This window comes from Demequina maris (assembly GCF_000971155.1).
GTDB lineage: Bacteria > Actinomycetota > Actinomycetes > Actinomycetales > Demequinaceae > Demequina > Demequina maris.
The window spans coordinates 316,839-332,533 of record NZ_BBLX01000003.1 but is presented as its reverse complement, the minus strand read 5'-3'; the positions used below and the strand labels follow the sequence as shown (position 1 = coordinate 332,533).

Sequence of the window (15,695 nt, the reverse complement as noted above, 5' to 3'; positions counted from 1 at the left end):
GCGGTGCGGTCACCGCGCGGGCGCGCGCAGCGTCGGGGGTTCAGGAGGCGAGGGCGATGTGGCCGTTCTCGGCCCAGTCGGCGGCATGGCGGATGCAGAGCAGCGAGGCGCCGCTGAACTCCTCGCCGTTGGCGTCGTGGGCGAGCCACAGGGCCTCGGGCCGGAGCGGGGCGCTGTCGGGGCCGCAGGCGGAGCAGAGGGCCGTGTCGCGGGCGATGCCGCCGAGGGCGAGGAGGTCGGCGTAGTTGTCGAGGCTCAGCTGCGGCTGCTCTGCGGCGGCGATCATCGGGGTCTCAGCTCCGTAGGTTGCTGCCGCGGCGCGGGTGCCGCGGCGATGTGCCCAACCTCGGGGAGAGGGCCGCTATTCCCAAGTCGTGGCAAAGGGAGGTGAAAACGTTGTGATGCGGGCTCGCGGGCATTGGGGGAACTCGGCGCCGAGTGACTTGAGCGGCCGGGCGTCACCCGATCGCCTTAATCCCGTCCCACAAGACCTGGAAGCCCATGCCGAGCGACTCGTGCCAGCGCAGGCCACGGGCCCACCCTCTGCCGATGCCCGCGGCCAGAAGGGTGACGAGCGCAGCGGCCATGGCCGCGATCGCTGGCCACACGAGCCCGCCCGGCAGGTCGACGAACTCGCTCACCACGGCGACGGATCCGGCTGCCACGCCCGCCCCGAGAGCTGCGAGGGTCACGATGCGCCAACGCCGTGCTGCGCGCTCGCGGCCGGGAAGCGGGGGCGGAAGCGTGCGAGCCATGCCTGGAAGGTAGCGCGGCCGCCGAGTGCCCGCCGGGACCGGCGCAGGGGGTGTTGGTCGTGTTGGCGTGTGTCGGCCAAAGCTGAAATGGGCCCTCGGCAACCGCACCTCCGCCGCATCGTCCGGCCTGTCGCACCCCGCACCTAGACTCGTGCGCATGGCTGAGCAGGTGGACGACGGCGCGCTCGCGCACCTCAACCCCGCCCAGCGGGAGGCCGCGCTGACCGAGGCGCGCCACAACCTCATCCTGGCCGGCGCCGGCACAGGCAAGACCACGACGATCGTCGCCCGCATCCGCCACCTCGTCCGCAACGGAACCCCGCCTGACCGGATCCTCGCGATCACCTTCACGCGTCGCGCGGCCGCGGAGATCAGGAGCCGCGTCCAGGGCGACGCCGCCGGCGCATCGTCCACCCCGGGCGTCGCCGCCATGACCTTCCACGGCTGGGCCATGCGCGAGGTGCGGGGCGCGCCGGACGTGTTCGGCTACGAGGGCTGGAGCGTCCTCGACCAGGAGGACCAGCAGCAGGTGATGCGCGGCGTGCTCGGCCGCGGCAAGCGGGTCGAGGGGCTCAAGGCGGCGCAGATCGTCGACGTGCTGTCGTTCGCGCACAACACGCGCCGCACGCTCGCCGACGCCATCCGGGTCAAGTTCCCCGACGACGCCATCGACGCCAAGGCCATCGGCGCCGCCGTGCGCGCCTACGAGCAGCGCAAGCAGGAGCGGCGCTACCTCACGTACGACGACATCCTGCGGGTCTTCGCCGCACGCCTCGCGGACGAGGCGGTGGCGGAGTGGGTGGGCTCGCACTACGACGAGATCCTCATCGACGAGATGCAGGACACCAACCCGCTGCAGTGGATGATCATCGACCCGCTGGTCCCGCACACCCGCTTCTACTGCGTGGGCGACGACGCGCAGTCGATCTACGGCTTCCGCGGCGCCGACTTCGCCTCGATCCACTCGTTCCGCGACCGCGTGCCCGGCGCGCGGGTGCTCAAGCTCGAGGACAACTATCGGTCCACGCAGGAGATCCTCGACCTGTCGAACTGGCTGCTCGAGCAGTCCCCGCTCGGGTACGACAAGAAGCTGCGCGCCGTCCGCGGCAAGGGCGCGAAGCCCGAGCTGCACTCCTTCGAGACGCCGCAGGACGAGGCCGGCTACATCTGCGCGGAGATGCTGCGCGCCCGCCGCGACGAGCTGCCGTGGGCGACCCACCTGATCCTGGTGCGCACCAACTACTCGGGGCGCGCGATCGAGGCGCGGCTGGTCGAGAACGACATCCCCTACGTGTTCTTCGGGGGAGTGAAGCTCCTGGAATCGGCGCACGTCCGGGACGTGCTGTCCGCGCTGCGCGTGGTCGCCAACCCCGACGACGAGGTCGCCTGGATGCGCCTCCTCACGCTCATGCCACGCGTGGGGGACGTGACGGCGGCGCGCGCCTTCGACACGTTCCTGTCGGCGCGCTCGGGCGGCGCGTCCGCCCGGGAGGCCCGCGCATCGGCCCTCGCGGGGATGCCCGCATGGCTGGCGGCCGGGCTCGACGCGATCGAGGAGGCGGCCAAGCGGGTGGACGATGCGGTGGGCAGGGCCGCGGCGATGCTGCAGCCGGTGCTCGCGCACAAGTACCGCAACGAGAACTGGGAGGCGCGCGCCCGCGACCTCGTGCACGTCGAGCGGCTCGCGGCCTCGCGCCGGTCGATCCTCGAGTTCCTCGAGGAGTACATCCTGTCGCCGGTGTTCACCTCGGAGATGGAGCCCGAGTCGCAGCAGGACCATGTCATCGTGTCGACGGTGCACTCGGCGAAGGGCCTCGAGCGGGACTGGGCGTTCGTGGCGGGGGCGTCGGCGGGGTCGTACCCCTCGGCGCGGTCGCTCGGCGACCTCGACGAGGTCGAGGAGGAGCGGCGCGTCCTCTACGTGGCGCTGACCCGCGCGCGCGACCGGCTGGTGGTGACGCGGACCGTGTCGCACACGCCGGTGCGGGCGTGGATGGGGTCCGCCGGCATGGACGTCCTCGAGGACGCCTACTTCCTCAACACGCTGCCCGAGCGGCTGGTCGAGGAGGTGCCGCACGTGGTCGCCCGGCCGGCGCGTCCGGCGCCGCCTCCGGGGCTGTCCGCGCCCACCGAGGTGGACCTGTCGATCGACCTCGGGGACCTCGAGTAGCGGTCCCGGTCAACGGTCCCGGTCGTCACGTGCGACCCTAAGGGGTGAACACCCCCACGCTGATCTCGCTTGAAGCGGCCATGGAGCAGCTCAAGATCGCCGACGAATCCCGGCCACTGGTGCGACAGATCGCCCGCAGAGCAGGGGTGATCGGCTGCGAGGTCAAGTCCAGCTACATCAAGGCGATGCGCGAGGACGGGCTGCACCCGCTGCACATCGGCAAGCGGTCGACAGAGTGGTTCGGGTCGCGGCGCGAGGCGATCGCCGCCTCCGATCTGCCCGACCGGGTCCGCGACAAGACCCACGGCAACGGCATGGTCAACTGGGCCGTCGACTTCCCGGTCACCAAGCGCACGATGAGCCCGGGCGTGCGCAAGAAGATCACGCCCGCGACCGACGCCGAGCAGAAGAGCTACGGCGTGTGCGAGGTCTGCTGGCAGGCACGGACGCCGTCCGGCTCCTGCGGGTGCGACGAGTAGGTCCGCCTCTTCTAGGGTCGGCTCGGGGGAGGAGCGACGATGCCCGATGCGCCGGTGCCGTTCGAGGTGTACGGCGACGGGTCCACGTTCCTGCACGGCACCAAGGCCGCGCTCGCGGTCGGCGACGTGCTCGAGCCCGGCTTCGAGTCCAACTTCCGTCCGGGCGCACCGCCGCGGCACGTGTACGTCACGCAGACCCTGGACGCCGCGACGTGGGGCGCCGAGCTCGCCGTCGGCGAGGGGCGTGGGCGCATCTACGTGGTCGAGCCGCTGGGTGAGCTCGAGGACGACCCGAACGTCACCGACAAGCGCTTCCCCGGCAACCCGACTCGCTCGTACCGGACGTTGTCCGGGATGCGGGTGGTGGGGGAGCTGACGGACTGGGGCGGGCACTCGGCCGAGCAGGTCCGGACGATGCGCGACGGCCTGGCCGCGCTCCAGGCACGCGGCGAGGCGGTCATCGAGGACTGACGGCGGCCCTGCCGGTGTACGCGATCACGAGCCTGAACGCCGCCCACACGACGCCGCCTACGGCCGTCGCGGTCATCGCCAGCGCCATGTCAGGCTGGAAGACCCGCACCGTCGACAGCGGGGCGCCCATGAGGTTCGGGATGAGGAGCAGCAGCACCCACGCCGCGACGCCTGTGGTGAGGAGCGGGAACCACAGGCTGAAGAGCCCCGCGAAGCCCGCGCGCGTCTTCGCGCGGACGGCGTCGCGCTTGGCCCACGCCCAGATCATGGCCGCGAGGTACACGAGCGGAGCGAGCGCCAGGCCGAGGAACAGGGCCTTCTGGGTCCAGCGCGATCCCTCGCCGTCGTAGTCGAGGCCCAGCGCGATCGCGGTGATCCCGTAGCGCAGCTGCGTGGTCTCCCCGAAGCCCACCCCGCTGCCGCCGTTGACCAGGACCACCACCGCATCGTCCCGCGCGGGGACCATCGTGGCCTGCGTCTCGACGCCGGGGACGGAGCCGGTGTGCCCGACCGTGCCGTCGGACGTGTCGACGTACCAGCCGAGGCCGTAGAACGGGGAGGAGGCGCTGGCGGGCCGCATCATCTCGGCCTTGCCCTCGGCGCTCAGGACGTCGTCCTCGCCGTTCATCATGGTCGCGAGGTAGAGCGCCACGTCGTTGGCGCTGGCGACGATGCCGCCCTGGGGTGCGGTGACGCGGTCGGTGGGGCTCTCCGCGAGTGGCCGCTTGGTCCAGAACCACGGCGTGTGCCCGGTGGCGATCTCGGGGTGGACGTCGCCGTCGGCGACGAAGCTGTGGTTCATCCCAACGGGGTCGAGGATGTGCTCGGCCACGTAGGCCTGGAACTCGGTGGCCGCGACCTCCTCGATCAGCCGGCCGAGGATCTGGTAGTTGGTGTTCGAGTACTCCCAGGTGGTGCCAGGCGGGTATGCGGGTGGCTCGTCGGCGAGCGCAGCGACGGCGTTCGCGAGGTCGTCGGCGCCGCCCGTGGAGCTCACGCGCGTGGTGTTGCCCTGCAGCGTCGAGAAGCCGCTGGTGTGGCTCAGCAGCTCGCGCACAGTCGGGGCACCGGCAGGGGTGTCGGCGAGGGCGTCGACGTAGTCGCCCGCGGGGGCGTCCAGATCCACCTCGCCGGCCTCGACGAGCTGCATGACGGCGAGCGCGGTGAAGCTCTTGGAGATCGAGCCGATGACGAACGGCGTGTCGGGGGTGACGGTCGTGTCCGATCCGGCGCGCGTCACGCCGTGGGCGCCTGCCTCGATCACCTCCCCGTCGGTCACCACGGCGTAGGCGATGCCGGGCGCGCCCGAGGAGGGCATCTCCGCGGCGATGTAGTCGTCAATCGAGCCGCTCGGGACGGCGGCGCCGAGCGCGGCCGTGAGGCCCAGGGCCGTGATGGCAAGCAGATGCCGCACGGAGGCACCCCCAGTAGTCGTGCGTGCGGATTTCCCACGACCCTAGCGAGGCACTTTGTGCCTGGCAACGGCGACGTTCCCCGGGCGCCGCGCATCGTCCTCCTGTCCCGTCCTTCATGTCCGCACGTGGTTCCCGCTGCACCGGCGCGTGGCCGGCGATGTCGGCAGCGGCGGAGGTGCGGGCATCTCCTCGGGGGCGAGGCGCCGTCTCCCGCCCAGGATCGCCACGCGGTCCGGGTCGACGGCCGTGGGCGGCCGGAACCACACGACGCCGCTGTGGAGTTCGACCTCCCAGCCTGTGTCGTGCAGGCGGAGGTGGCAGCTGCGACAAAGCAGGACGCCGTCGCAGAGGTCGGTACAACCGCCGTCCCGCCCCCAGTGAGCGATGTGGTGCGTCTCCGCCCAGGAGATCGGAGCGCTGCACCAGGCGCACCCTCCGTCGCGCAGGGAGAGGGCGCGCCGCTGCGCACGGGTGAAGAGGCGCCGCGCGCGTCCCAGGTCCAGCACCTCGGACTCGCCGCCGCACACTGCGGGCAGGATCTCGGCGTCGACGGCCAGCTGGCGCGCGGTCGCTCCGGTGATGGGCACGCCGATCCCGTCGCAGGAGCCGAGTCCCAGCTCGCTGGTCAGCGCATCGCGGTCGATCGTCACCATCAGGGTGGTCTTGACGCCCGAGCCCGGCGCGGCGCAGTCCAGGCCGTGGGAGGCGAGCGCAGCCAGGGCGTCGACGCGGATCTGAGCAGCGTTGCGTTGCTCCGTGACGCCGGCGTCACGCGCGGACCGGAACGCCTCGGTGGTCTGCGCGTCGAGCCACGCGCGCAGGGGAGCGGCGGACAGCGGGTCGAGCCGCGCCGTGAGCGTCACCATCCCCTCGGCGTCCTCTCCCAGCATGAGCGAGCGGCGGGCCCGGATCCGCTTCTCGCGTTCGCGCCATCCCGCGGGGTCGGCGGTAGCGCGCTCGCGCCAGCAGGCCGTGCGCAGGTCGTACAAGGACAGCCGGGCCGCCTTCGCCACGAGCCGCTTCTCGATCTCCCACAGCGTCGCGCGATCCACCACGTCGAGCAGTTCCGCGAGGGTCGCGCGGATGGGGGCGGCGGCGTCGACCGCGATGGTGCCGTTGCCGAGCGCCTCGGCCAGCGATCCGGGAACCGGCGGGCGGGGCTTGGGCCGCGCGGGCTTCGGATTGGGGTCGGGCGGATTCGGATCGTCCTCGCCACCTCCTCCCGAGCCAGAGCCCTCGCCGCCGTTCTCACCCTCGTCCGGGTCGTCGGGATCCTCCGGCTCGTCCGGGTCCATCGCGAGGCCCGCGCCGATGAGGGTGCGCGCCTCCGCCACCGTGCCACCGAGCAGAGTCGCGATGAAGTACTCCGGGCTGCGGTGCCCGGCCTGGCGCGTGATCCCGCCGCGCAATCCCTGTCCGCCCGCGTCGCGCGCAACCGCGGCGGCGATGGGTGCGGCCAGGCGTCGCGCCTCGGACAGCACCTCGCACGCGGCGACGATCGCGGCATGGAGGCCCTCGCCTCGAAGCTCCCTGGTCTCGGCGCCGTCGAGCGCGCGCACGCGGGCTGCTGCCCGGTCGAGTGCGGCGGTCGTGACGTCCATGGAACAAGTTCATCACGAGGGTCTGACAGCGATGTCGGGCATCGTTCCTGGTAGATGTGGAAAAGGGATGCGGAGGTCGGGCTGTGGACATCAGCCAACGGCGGGAGTCGCGCGGCGCCGGACATGCGTCGGGGCCCCCGCTTGCGGCGGAGGCCCCGACTGTCAGGTGTCCGGGATCAGCGGACGGCGTGGGTGCCGAGGAACTCGGCGTCCTTGAAGTGGCCCTTCGCCTTGCCCTTGGCGGTGCCGCTGATCGCCGACGTGGTGTCGGCGAACGTCAGCGTCGCGTGCGCGATCGCGTCCGACATGATGTCGAGAGTGTCGGTGTCGATGTTCGCGATCGTGTCGCATGCGGAGTGGTAGCAGGGGTCGTAGGCCACGCCGGCGGTTCCGCCGTAGAGCTCCGCCTCCTCTTCGGTCTTGATCCCCTCGGCGCCGGAGAACAGGCCGCCTGCCGGGATGCCCGCCTCGATGAAGCCGAGGTAGTCGGAACGCCCGTCGAACGCCGTGGGCTCCGTGTACGCGCCCTGCGACTCGAAGAAGCTGGTGAAGACCTCCTCGACCACGTCCGAGCCGGTCGGGCCGGACTGGCCGTACGCGTCGCCGTCGCCGTCGTAGACGAAGTTCACGGCGTTGGGCGAGCCGACCATGTCGAAGTTGAGGTTCACCGCGATGTCCTTGAGCTCCGACTTCGACAGCTGGGAGACGTAGTACTCGGAGCCGAGCAGGCCGTCCTCCTCGCCGCTCCAGAACGCGAAGCGGACGCGGTTCTCCGGCTCGATGCCGAGCTCCGCCATCTGCAGGGCGGTCTCGAGGATCGTGGCGGTGCCGGAGCCGTTGTCGTTGACGCCGGGGCCCTCGCCGACGGAGTCGAGGTGGCCGCCGACGACAACCGTGCGGTCGGCGCGGCCGGTCGGGGTGTCCGCGATGAGGTTCATCGTGTCGACCTGCTCGGTGAGCATGTCGACGGCGAGGTGCATCTCGAGGCCGTCCGTGCCGGCGAGCGCCATGCCGATGTCGTAAGTGGTGCTGATGACGGGGATGTCCGCGACGGTCTCGCCGAGGGTGCCGTAGAACATGCCAGTGCGGTCGACGCCGCCGTTGCCCTGGTTGAAGATGATGACGCCGGAGGCGCCGTACTCGATCGCGTTCAGGACCTTCTGTTCGAACGAGCAGGCACCGCGCTGGACGAGGGCGATGTTGCCTGCGGTGAAGCCGCCGAAGTCCTCGGGCTCACACCCGCTCGTGGAGGCGGCGGGGTCGCCCAGCGACAGGTCCACCGCGGTGACCGGGGCGTCGGCGGTGCCGTCGCCCTCCATCGGGTAGTAGTCGGTGTCGAGCTCGTAGGTGGCGGAGCCAGGGGCGGTCTCCGCCCACTCCGCGGAGACGAGCGTCTGACGCTCGTAGTTGAACTCCTGGATGGTGGTGAGGTAGCCGGCCGCGTCCAGCAGGTCCTTCATGTAGTAGACCGAGTCCTCGTGGCCCGCAGTTCCCGCCTGGCGGTTGCCTCCGTTGGCGTCGGCGATGTCCTGCAGGGCCTGCAGGTGCGCCATCACGCCGTCGGCGGTGACGGCGTCGCGCAGCGCGGTGGTGTCGGTCGGGGTGGCGGCCTGGGCGCCGGCCGCGATCGCGACGCTGGCGGCGAGGCCGGTGGTGGCGGTGAAGGCGAGGGTTCGCATTCGGATGCCGGATCGTTGGTGCACGGTTACTTCCCTTCGATCGTTGTGAGCGGGACACCGGGTTTGTCCCACTCGCAGTATTCGCGACCTTAGTGAGGGTTTGTCAGGTATTTCAATGGATGAACACACCGTGTGGGATGTTGCACACCGACCCGCCGCGCGCTGCCGCGCTGGTGTATGACAAGGCGGCGGCCGGGGGTGAACCCGGCCGCCGCATCGTCCCTTCGTCAGGGCTTGAGCATGACCTTCCCGGAGCGTCCCGGGGTGAAGTGGGCGCGCACGGCGTCCGCGATCTGGTCGAAGGAGAAGGTCGCTTCGACGGGCAGGGTGATGGTGCCGTCGGACAGGCGGGCGAACAGCTCGCGCATCAGCCGGCCGCGGTCCTCGGCGGGCATGGCGGCGCTGACCTTCGAGCCCCAGAAGCCGCGGATGGTGGCCTGCTTGAAGATGACGTCGCCTGAGCCGATCTCCATGGTCGGCGACGCCATCGCGCCGAACACCACGAGCGTGCCGTTCTCGGCGAGCTGCGACATCACGTCGCCGGCCGCCGGGCCGCCGACCGACTCGACGCCGACCTTGAGCGGCGCGCCGCCGGTGGTCTCGAGGACGCGCTCCTGCCAGCCGTCGGTGTCGGTGGCGACGATGCGCCCGATGCCCTGGGCCTCGAGCTCGCCGATGCCGTCGGTGCGGCGGACCAGACCGACCACGTTGATGCCGCGGGCGGCGGCCAGCTGCGCGACGAGGCGGCCGACGGCGCCGTTGGCGGCGTTCTGGATCATCCAGTCGCCCTCGGCGAGGTCGAGCGAGTCGAGCAGGCTGATGGCGGAGAACGGCATGGCGACCAGCTGGGCGGCGACGTCGTCGGGGATGCCGTCCGGCACGGGGATGAGGGCGGCGTCCTTGGCGACGAACTGCTCGGCCCACACGCCGAACGTGCCGCCCGTGGCGACGCGCGTACCCGGCTGGAGGTTCTCGACGCCCTCGCCGACGGCCTCGACGATGCCGACGGCCTCGGTGCCGGAGCGGGCGGGCATCTCGGGCTTGAAGCCGTAGTTGCCGGTCACGGTCCACAGGTCGTGGTTGTGGATGGGGGAGACGATGAGGCGGACGCGTGCCTCGCCCGGGCCTGGCTCCGGGGTGGGGACGTCCTCGACGGTGAGGATCTCGGCCGGATTGCCGAACGCGTGGTGGATCAGTGCCTTCATGAGGGGGCCTTCCTTGTGGGAGTGAGGCGCGGCGCTCTCTCGCTAGTGGTGGGAGGCGCGCGTGCGGTGCCGAAAGTGGCAACGCGAGGGGCCTCGGCGTTATTTCGCGCCTAAGCGCCAATAACTCACCGCGCCGGGTGCGCAGCGATTCTCCAAAGGGAGCAACTCGTTAATACACCCACGATCGGGGCGGCACGCTCAACTCACTGAGCAGGCGGAAGGAATCCTTCCGAGCCGATGACGTGAACTCCGCATCGTTCACGTACGAGAGCGACTCGCGAGGGATCAAGGTGCTTGGCCTCGTGGGTGACGTACGCTCCACCGACCCGTGCAGCAACGCCCACGTATGCACGGTCTGACGGGTCGAATCCGTCACTGTCGAGACAGGCTTCGCACGCTGCGTTGAGGCGTCCGCTGTGGAAACCAATGCGATGCGCTGACATCAAGTGTGTCAGGATCTTGCGGCCAATCGTGTGTGGGCCCAAGTAGCGTTCGTACTCGCCGAGAATATGGCCTTCGACGTCCACCAACAGATTTGCCTCGTCTTCGCACATCGCGGCAACGGCGCTGAGAATGCTGTGGATGGTTAACATGTCCGCGTCGTCCTGCTCGATAAGCCAGCCGACGTCAATCGCGAAGCCGTCGAACGTCACTCCGCGACCTTTGCAGCCTCGGCGGTGAGCTTCAGCAGGTCCTGCCAGTCCTCCTCGAAGAACCCGTCGGGAACCGCTGACCGGTCGAGGCGTCCACGGCGGTCGATATTCGCTCGGCGCACACTTCCGGCATCGACGAAGTACGTCGTGAGGTACTCGGGGTCGATCGTGGCGTCTGCGACCCTGCGCTGCAGCCGAAGCAGGAAGTGTTCGCTGTGAGTTTCGATCACCAGGCCTATATTGCGCGACCGCGCGAGGTCCAAGAGGACGTCGGCGAAGTTCCCCTGCGCCTCAGGGTGGAGGTGGAGTTCAGGCTGCTCCACGAGCACGGTCGAGCCGGGCTCTGTGGTCACCAACGTAGTGATGATGGGCAGCACCTGCGAAACCCCAAACCCAACGTCCGCGAGGTTCTCCATCCGCCCCGTGCGGACTTCCTTCAGCAAGATTGCGGAGTACCCCGGGGCGAGCTTGTCGATCTTGATGCCGTCGGCCATCTTCAAGAGCTTCAGCGCGGACACGACGTCCCTCGCCGCCTTGCCACCGCCCCGGAGGACGTCGATGGTGTCGCGCGCGCCTGCCACGCCCACCTGGTCGGTGCGATACGCGCGAGACGGTTGGTCCCGTAGGGGCCCAACGTGCACCAGTCGCGTGACTGCGAGCTCAAGCGCGATGCCCAACGAGAACATCGCGTAGTCCCACTGTCGGTCAAGTTGGTCCCCACTGCGCCGCAGGCCCGAGAACCGCAAGGTCTGTGGGAGCAGTTCGCCGTTGACTTTGCGGGCCCGGCCGCCCCCAATGGCGATGCTGTGACGGTCGAGCCCGGTACGCGTCAATGCCACCGCGGCTTCAGCTCGCGGGTCGGCGCGAAAGTTCATTTCCGAGATCACGGTTCGCGAGTTGCGCATGTTCCAGTGGAGCGCCATATCCAGTGCAAACTGTCCGAGGCGTGTCTTGCGATCGAGACCAAAGGCATCGTTCAGGTCCTCGGGAACGCCGATGCCTATGTCCTGGATGTCCAGTTCGGCGGCAATGCCGATATCACGGGAGCGGTCGCCTGCGTGTACGGTCTCGGCGAAGGACCCGAAGTCCACCGCGCTTCCCGAGAATCCGGGCTCGGTGCCGGGCGGCTGCTCGATGAACTGCTTGAGAAGAAGCGGCGCGCGAAGAATCGACGTCTTGCCGGAACTGTTTCGTCCGAACAGCAACGTGATCGGCGCGTACTCGATGCTCCCGGTGTCTTCGAAGGCGCGGAAGTTCTTGAGCTGGACGGACTTCCAGACCTGATCAGCGGCCATCGCGAATTCGCTCCCCAAACTGTGGTTGGTGTCGCCCAACGGTAGCGGAACCAGCACTCACTTAACTTGAACTAGCAACATAACTCGGGGGCTCGACCTAGCCTCCTACGGCGCTGTCCCGCCTGCCCACGGGACTCGCGCCATGCTCCGGCTTCGATCCGATACCGGAGGGCTCTGCGGTGGAGCGCGCCCGGTCCACCCGCACCGACGCGCGGGCTTGGCCCGCGCTGGTGCGGGAGCACCTTCCCCATCACAGCACCAGCAAGCGAGTTGACGGGGCGCGTGGAGCCGCGATGCTGGAGGTCTCAGGTCGATGCCACGCCATGGATGCCTTTCGGGCGAGGCGGTGGCGTGGGGTGACGCGCGCAGCACCTCAGCGCGGCGCGACACCCCTCAGAGCCGCCAGCGCCGGTGGGTACATTGACGAGCCACTGCCAACCGAGTGCCCATGTGCACCGCGGCGGAACTCACTCCTTCAATGGAGCCGTTCCGTGGAAGTCCTCCGGTCGGAATCTCTCGCGAGAATGGTCGAGCTTCGCGTTCGCGGCGCTCGCCAGATCCACGCCAAGCACGTCGCTGAGGCGCAGCAGGTAGGTGAGCACATCGCTCAACTCCTCGCCAACGCGCTGTTGCCGCTCGGGGTCCCTGAAATGTTCCGCCGCCTCGGATGCAGGCACCCACTGGAACAACTCCGCGAGCTCTCCGACCTCGCCTACCAAGGCCAGCACAAGCGACTTCGGGTCGTGGAATTGCTCCCAATCTCGCTCTCGGGCGAACTCTCGGAGCTCGGCGGTCAAGGCTCGTAGGGAATCGTCATTCGCCATGTGTCAGACCCTACGGGCTCGCGCAGCCGTGCCAGCGGAGAAGAAGGGCCGCAGGTGCTCACGAAGTGCCTCGTCGCAGACGTACACGTAGGTGCCGAGCATGCCGCGGGTGAGCAGCACGGAGTAGATGTTCTTCACCATGCCGAGGATGTCGTCGTCCGAATATGAAAGACCGCGCAGGTTGTTGTTCGCGCGACCCTTCTTGTCGAAGTAGTGCGCGCGATCGAATCGGATCCGTTGGGACTTGACGTCGAAGTACATGTCGCGGCCGATAACGACGCCGACGTAGTTGAGGTCGTAGCCCTGCACAGTATGGATGGAGCCGACTTCTTCCACTGAGGTGCGGCTGTTGATCCAGTCGGTGGCTTCACGATTCCAGCAGAGCCGGATTCCGTCGATCTCCATGTCGAAGATCTCGTCGTCCGCCTTGCTGCCTTTCGAATTCCACGGCCAGGCGTAGCCCGCGGCGAGCCGTGCGAGGCCGTGCTCGCGATTGCGCGAAAGGATCGCGTCCCGCATGCTCCCGAGGTCGTCGAAGAATCGGAGGTCGTAGCCTTCGAAGGTTCGCGGCGCTTCAGGTGCGTAGTCGCTCAACATCTCTCGCACGTATCCGATGTAGTCGTCGCCGGCTTTGACGCGCATCTGGGTCATCAACGGGTACCTGCGATCTTCTGCGGCTCCGCGCAGGCCGCGAAGCGCCGACGCTGGCACGTCGATGGGGCGCACGCCCTGGCCCTCGTCTAGCAGGAAGACCTGGTGGCGACTACGGCGCACGATCCAGTCGATCTGAGTGAGGTTCTGCCAGTCCTCGCCCGGCGCGGCGAGACGTTGGCTCGTCTCGCGGTACGCCTTCGTCAATGTCCCCATCGCCTGCGCGCCGTACTGCGTGAGCCTGTGGGTCTCGTCGACAACGAGAAGATCGAAGTCGGCATCCGAGTTCGCGACGTCGTACGGCGTCAGCACCATCGACTTGTGCAGTCCGGGTGTGCGGGCGAACACCTTCTTGATCGATGCGCGAAGCGACTGCTGAGGAACGACCAGGCCAATCCGAGCCCCTTCTAGCAGCGCTCGGCGGTCATGCTCGAAGAATTCAGAGAACACTGATTCGGCGTCGGGATTGTCGTGGTCGTTGCCGTTCTGAATGTCGACCAAGAGCTTGATCAGGTAGATCGCGACGATTGTCTTGCCGGTCCCGGGGCCGCCCTCGACCACCGCGGTACTGTCCTTGCCCGCCGCCCGATCTGCGAGCAGGCCCTGAATGATGTCCTCGACGACGATCTCTTGGTCCTTGTTGAGGGCTTTGAACGGCGAGAGTTTGAACAGGTCGCTGTTGACGATCTCGGGGAGGCGCTTCTCGAAAAGCCCGCTCGCGCGCAGCTGGTCGAAGATGTCGGTGAACACGTCCTGATAGGCGTGGCGGTCGAAGTACTCGGCATTCGTGACGCCGTCGTTTCGATTGAGCACCTGGAAACGACCGTCGCCCGAGAACATCCGGATGAGAAACGACTCGAGGTCGAGGCACACCGACTTGTTGAAGGTGTCATCCACGACGATCCGCACCGAGCGCAGCCCCTGCTTCTCCTTCGCGTCCAGGTGCTGACGCATCCGTGACACAGCATTCAGGGACTCGCCGACGTAGACGTGGCGGTCGTTGTTGAGCGTGTAGACGACGGGCCAGTTTCGGTGGCGCCCCTGGGGATCGGTCCACGCGTCGACCGAGCGTCGCGTGAAGTCGAGGCGTTCGATGCGGGTGCCGGCGCGCGACGAGGCCACCTGCTTCGCGGGATCCATGAACTCAATCTATGGGTTGTAGCGCCTGTCCCAGGTGCTTTGCGGCTGTGGCGGGGCAACCGGGGAGGCAGCGAGGCCTGCCCGCGAGGCCCCTGCATCGTCCTGGCGGAGGACCAAAGTCCCTCGCGCCACCACCTGACGCGCCTAACGTCGCAAGAGGAGGCGTGTCATGGACGACATCCGAATCCTCGAGCCCCAGGGCCTCGACGCACTGATCGCAGAGTTGCGCCAACGCGGCTACCGCGTCGTCGGGCCGACCGTCCGGGGCGATGCGATCGTCACCGGTGACCTCTGCGCGGCTTCGGACCTGCCGCAGGGCGTCGGCGACACGCAGGAAGCAGGCAAGTACAGGCTCCGGAAACGCGACGACGACGCCTACTTCGGTTTCGCCGACCCCGCCCAGTCCACCAAGCCTGTGTTCTTCCCGGCCGAGGAGGTCGTCTGGCGCGGCCGCCGCGAGGAGGGCCACTTCACCGTCGAGCGCGACAGTCCGGAACAGCAACCCGTCGCACTGCTAGGCGTCAGAAGCTGCGACCTCCGCGCCGTCCAGATCCACGACGCCGTCCTCGCCGACCGACCCTTCCACGACGCCCACTACATCGCCCGCCGCGACGGCACCTTCACCGTCGCCGTCGCCTGCGGCGAGCCCGCCGCCACCTGCTTCTGCGCCTCGATGGGCACCGGCCCACGCCCCGCCGCGACCAACCCACAAACAGGAGAGCCCGCCTACGACCTCCTCCTCACCGAGGTCATGGAGCCGGAGCACCGCTTCGTCCTGGAGGTCGGCACCGAGGCCGGCAGGGACGTGGCCGACGCGATCGAGACCGCCCCAGCCAACGAAGAGGCACAGCAGGAGGCGATCGCCGTTACCGACGCAGCCGCCGCCTGCCAGACAAGAAGCATCAACACCGACGCCATCCACGACGTCCTCCAGGCCTCTGCCGAGTCCCCGCGCTGGGACGACGTCGCCTCCCGTTGCCTCGCCTGCACCAACTGCACCCTCGTGTGCCCCACCTGCTTCTGCACCACCATCCAGGACACCAGCGACCTCGCCGGCGACAACGCCGAGCGCCACCGCGTCTGGGACTCCTGCTTCTCCGAGAACTTCAGCTACATCCACGGCGGCCCCCTCCGCGGCGACGTCAAGGCCCGCTACCGCCAATGGATCACCCACAAGCTGTCCAGTTGGGAGGACCAGTTCGGGATGCTCGGCTGCGTCGGCTGCGGCCGCTGCATCGCCTGGTGCCCCGTCGGCATCGACATCACGGAAGAAGCAGCCGCCCTGGGAAGGATGGCGACCGCCGCCGGCCCGGCGCCCGCGTAGACGACGCCACCCGCGCATCGTCCCGCCACAACT

At 68.9% G+C, this 15,695-nt stretch carries 14 protein-coding genes; 4 read left to right on the top strand and 10 right to left on the bottom strand.

All coding sequences use genetic code 11. From position 1 onward, the window contains the following. Positions 1 to 40: 40 nt before the first annotated feature. Both AOM02_RS05555 and AOM02_RS14265 read right to left on the bottom strand, forming a co-directional pair. A complete protein-coding gene (locus AOM02_RS05555) occupies positions 41 to 286 on the bottom strand; it encodes a hypothetical protein (RefSeq protein WP_062297481.1) in 246 nt (81 codons plus the stop codon). A gap of 172 nt (positions 287 to 458) precedes the next feature. Beyond that, positions 459 to 755 carry a hypothetical protein gene (locus AOM02_RS14265; RefSeq protein WP_156156096.1) on the bottom strand — a complete coding sequence of 99 codons (297 nt, stop codon included), beginning with the start codon at positions 753 to 755 and terminating at the stop codon, positions 459 to 461. A gap of 157 nt (positions 756 to 912) precedes the next feature. On the opposite strand from AOM02_RS14265, the gene AOM02_RS05545 reads away from it, so the two are divergent. From AOM02_RS05545 to arr, 3 genes are read left to right on the top strand one after another with little or no spacing between them, the layout of a single operon-like run. Further along, the gene (locus tag AOM02_RS05545; protein ID WP_062297475.1) at positions 913 to 2,925 is read left to right on the top strand and encodes an ATP-dependent helicase; all 2,013 of its coding nucleotides are present in this window, start codon (positions 913 to 915) and stop codon (positions 2,923 to 2,925) included. A gap of 44 nt (positions 2,926 to 2,969) precedes the next feature. Beyond that, positions 2,970 to 3,404, top strand: a complete 435-nt coding sequence (locus tag AOM02_RS05540; protein WP_169746600.1) for a hypothetical protein — start codon at positions 2,970 to 2,972, stop codon at positions 3,402 to 3,404. Positions 3,405 to 3,443: 39 nt separating this feature from the next. Beyond that, positions 3,444 to 3,875 carry an NAD(+)--rifampin ADP-ribosyltransferase gene (gene arr / locus AOM02_RS05535; RefSeq protein WP_062297470.1) on the top strand — a complete coding sequence of 144 codons (432 nt, stop codon included), beginning with the start codon at positions 3,444 to 3,446 and terminating at the stop codon, positions 3,873 to 3,875. On the opposite strand, the gene AOM02_RS05530 is transcribed toward arr, so the two are convergent. From AOM02_RS05530 to AOM02_RS05495, 8 genes are all read right to left on the bottom strand, one after another. Continuing rightward, positions 3,862 to 5,289: a serine hydrolase domain-containing protein gene (locus AOM02_RS05530; RefSeq protein WP_082104896.1), complete on the bottom strand. Its 1,428-nt coding sequence runs from the start codon at positions 5,287 to 5,289 to the stop codon at positions 3,862 to 3,864. The genes arr and AOM02_RS05530 overlap by 14 nt on opposite strands. A gap of 114 nt (positions 5,290 to 5,403) precedes the next feature. Then, positions 5,404 to 6,891 (bottom strand): HNH endonuclease signature motif containing protein, encoded by a 1,488-nt coding sequence (locus AOM02_RS05525; protein WP_062297467.1) that lies wholly within the window; start codon positions 6,889 to 6,891, stop codon positions 5,404 to 5,406. A 176-nt stretch (positions 6,892 to 7,067) separates the two neighbouring features. Beyond that, positions 7,068 to 8,570 carry a M20/M25/M40 family metallo-hydrolase gene (locus AOM02_RS05520; RefSeq protein ID WP_082104895.1) on the bottom strand — a complete coding sequence of 501 codons (1,503 nt, stop codon included), beginning with the start codon at positions 8,568 to 8,570 and terminating at the stop codon, positions 7,068 to 7,070. 227 nt (positions 8,571 to 8,797) lie between these two features. After that, positions 8,798 to 9,775, bottom strand: coding sequence for a zinc-binding dehydrogenase (locus tag AOM02_RS05515; RefSeq protein WP_062297463.1), 978 nt, complete (start codon positions 9,773 to 9,775; stop codon positions 8,798 to 8,800). A 203-nt stretch (positions 9,776 to 9,978) separates the two neighbouring features. Continuing rightward, positions 9,979 to 10,428 (bottom strand): hypothetical protein, encoded by a 450-nt coding sequence (locus tag AOM02_RS05510; RefSeq protein WP_062297460.1) that lies wholly within the window; start codon positions 10,426 to 10,428, stop codon positions 9,979 to 9,981. Continuing rightward, on the bottom strand, positions 10,425 to 11,723 hold the full coding sequence (locus tag AOM02_RS05505; protein ID WP_062297458.1) for an AAA family ATPase: 1,299 nt from the start codon (positions 11,721 to 11,723) through the stop codon (positions 10,425 to 10,427). The genes AOM02_RS05510 and AOM02_RS05505 overlap by 4 nt, the downstream gene beginning before the upstream one ends. A gap of 467 nt (positions 11,724 to 12,190) precedes the next feature. Beyond that, positions 12,191 to 12,547, bottom strand: a complete 357-nt coding sequence (locus tag AOM02_RS05500; RefSeq protein ID WP_062297455.1) for a nucleotide pyrophosphohydrolase — start codon at positions 12,545 to 12,547, stop codon at positions 12,191 to 12,193. A gap of 3 nt (positions 12,548 to 12,550) precedes the next feature. Further along, on the bottom strand, positions 12,551 to 14,338 hold the full coding sequence (locus tag AOM02_RS05495) for a DUF2075 domain-containing protein (RefSeq protein WP_062297452.1): 1,788 nt from the start codon (positions 14,336 to 14,338) through the stop codon (positions 12,551 to 12,553). Between the two features lie 169 nt (positions 14,339 to 14,507). Between AOM02_RS05495 and AOM02_RS05490 the strand changes: the two genes are divergently transcribed. Next, positions 14,508 to 15,662: a 4Fe-4S dicluster domain-containing protein gene (locus AOM02_RS05490; RefSeq protein ID WP_062297450.1), complete on the top strand. Its 1,155-nt coding sequence runs from the start codon at positions 14,508 to 14,510 to the stop codon at positions 15,660 to 15,662. Positions 15,663 to 15,695: the final 33 nt, after the last annotated feature.

Excerpts from the sequence above, each read along its gene's own strand:
- AOM02_RS14265 (WP_156156096.1), bottom strand. The coding sequence starts at position 755 with ATGGCTCGCACGCTTCCGCCCCCGCTTCCCGGCCGCGAGCGCGCAGCA.
- AOM02_RS05490 (WP_062297450.1), top strand. The coding sequence starts at position 14,508 with ATGGACGACATCCGAATCCTCGAGCCCCAGGGCCTCGACGCACTGATC.
- arr (WP_062297470.1), top strand. The coding sequence starts at position 3,444 with ATGCCCGATGCGCCGGTGCCGTTCGAGGTGTACGGCGACGGGTCCACG.
- AOM02_RS05525 (WP_062297467.1), bottom strand. The coding sequence starts at position 6,891 with ATGGACGTCACGACCGCCGCACTCGACCGGGCAGCAGCCCGCGTGCGC.
- AOM02_RS05505 (WP_062297458.1), bottom strand. The coding sequence starts at position 11,723 with ATGGCCGCTGATCAGGTCTGGAAGTCCGTCCAGCTCAAGAACTTCCGC.
- AOM02_RS05520 (WP_082104895.1), bottom strand. The coding sequence starts at position 8,570 with ATGCGAACCCTCGCCTTCACCGCCACCACCGGCCTCGCCGCCAGCGTC.
- AOM02_RS05495 (WP_062297452.1), bottom strand. The coding sequence starts at position 14,338 with ATGGATCCCGCGAAGCAGGTGGCCTCGTCGCGCGCCGGCACCCGCATC.
- AOM02_RS05545 (WP_062297475.1), top strand. The coding sequence starts at position 913 with ATGGCTGAGCAGGTGGACGACGGCGCGCTCGCGCACCTCAACCCCGCC.
- AOM02_RS05515 (WP_062297463.1), bottom strand. The coding sequence starts at position 9,775 with ATGAAGGCACTGATCCACCACGCGTTCGGCAATCCGGCCGAGATCCTC.
- AOM02_RS05555 (WP_062297481.1), bottom strand. The coding sequence starts at position 286 with ATGATCGCCGCCGCAGAGCAGCCGCAGCTGAGCCTCGACAACTACGCC.
- AOM02_RS05500 (WP_062297455.1), bottom strand. The coding sequence starts at position 12,547 with ATGGCGAATGACGATTCCCTACGAGCCTTGACCGCCGAGCTCCGAGAG.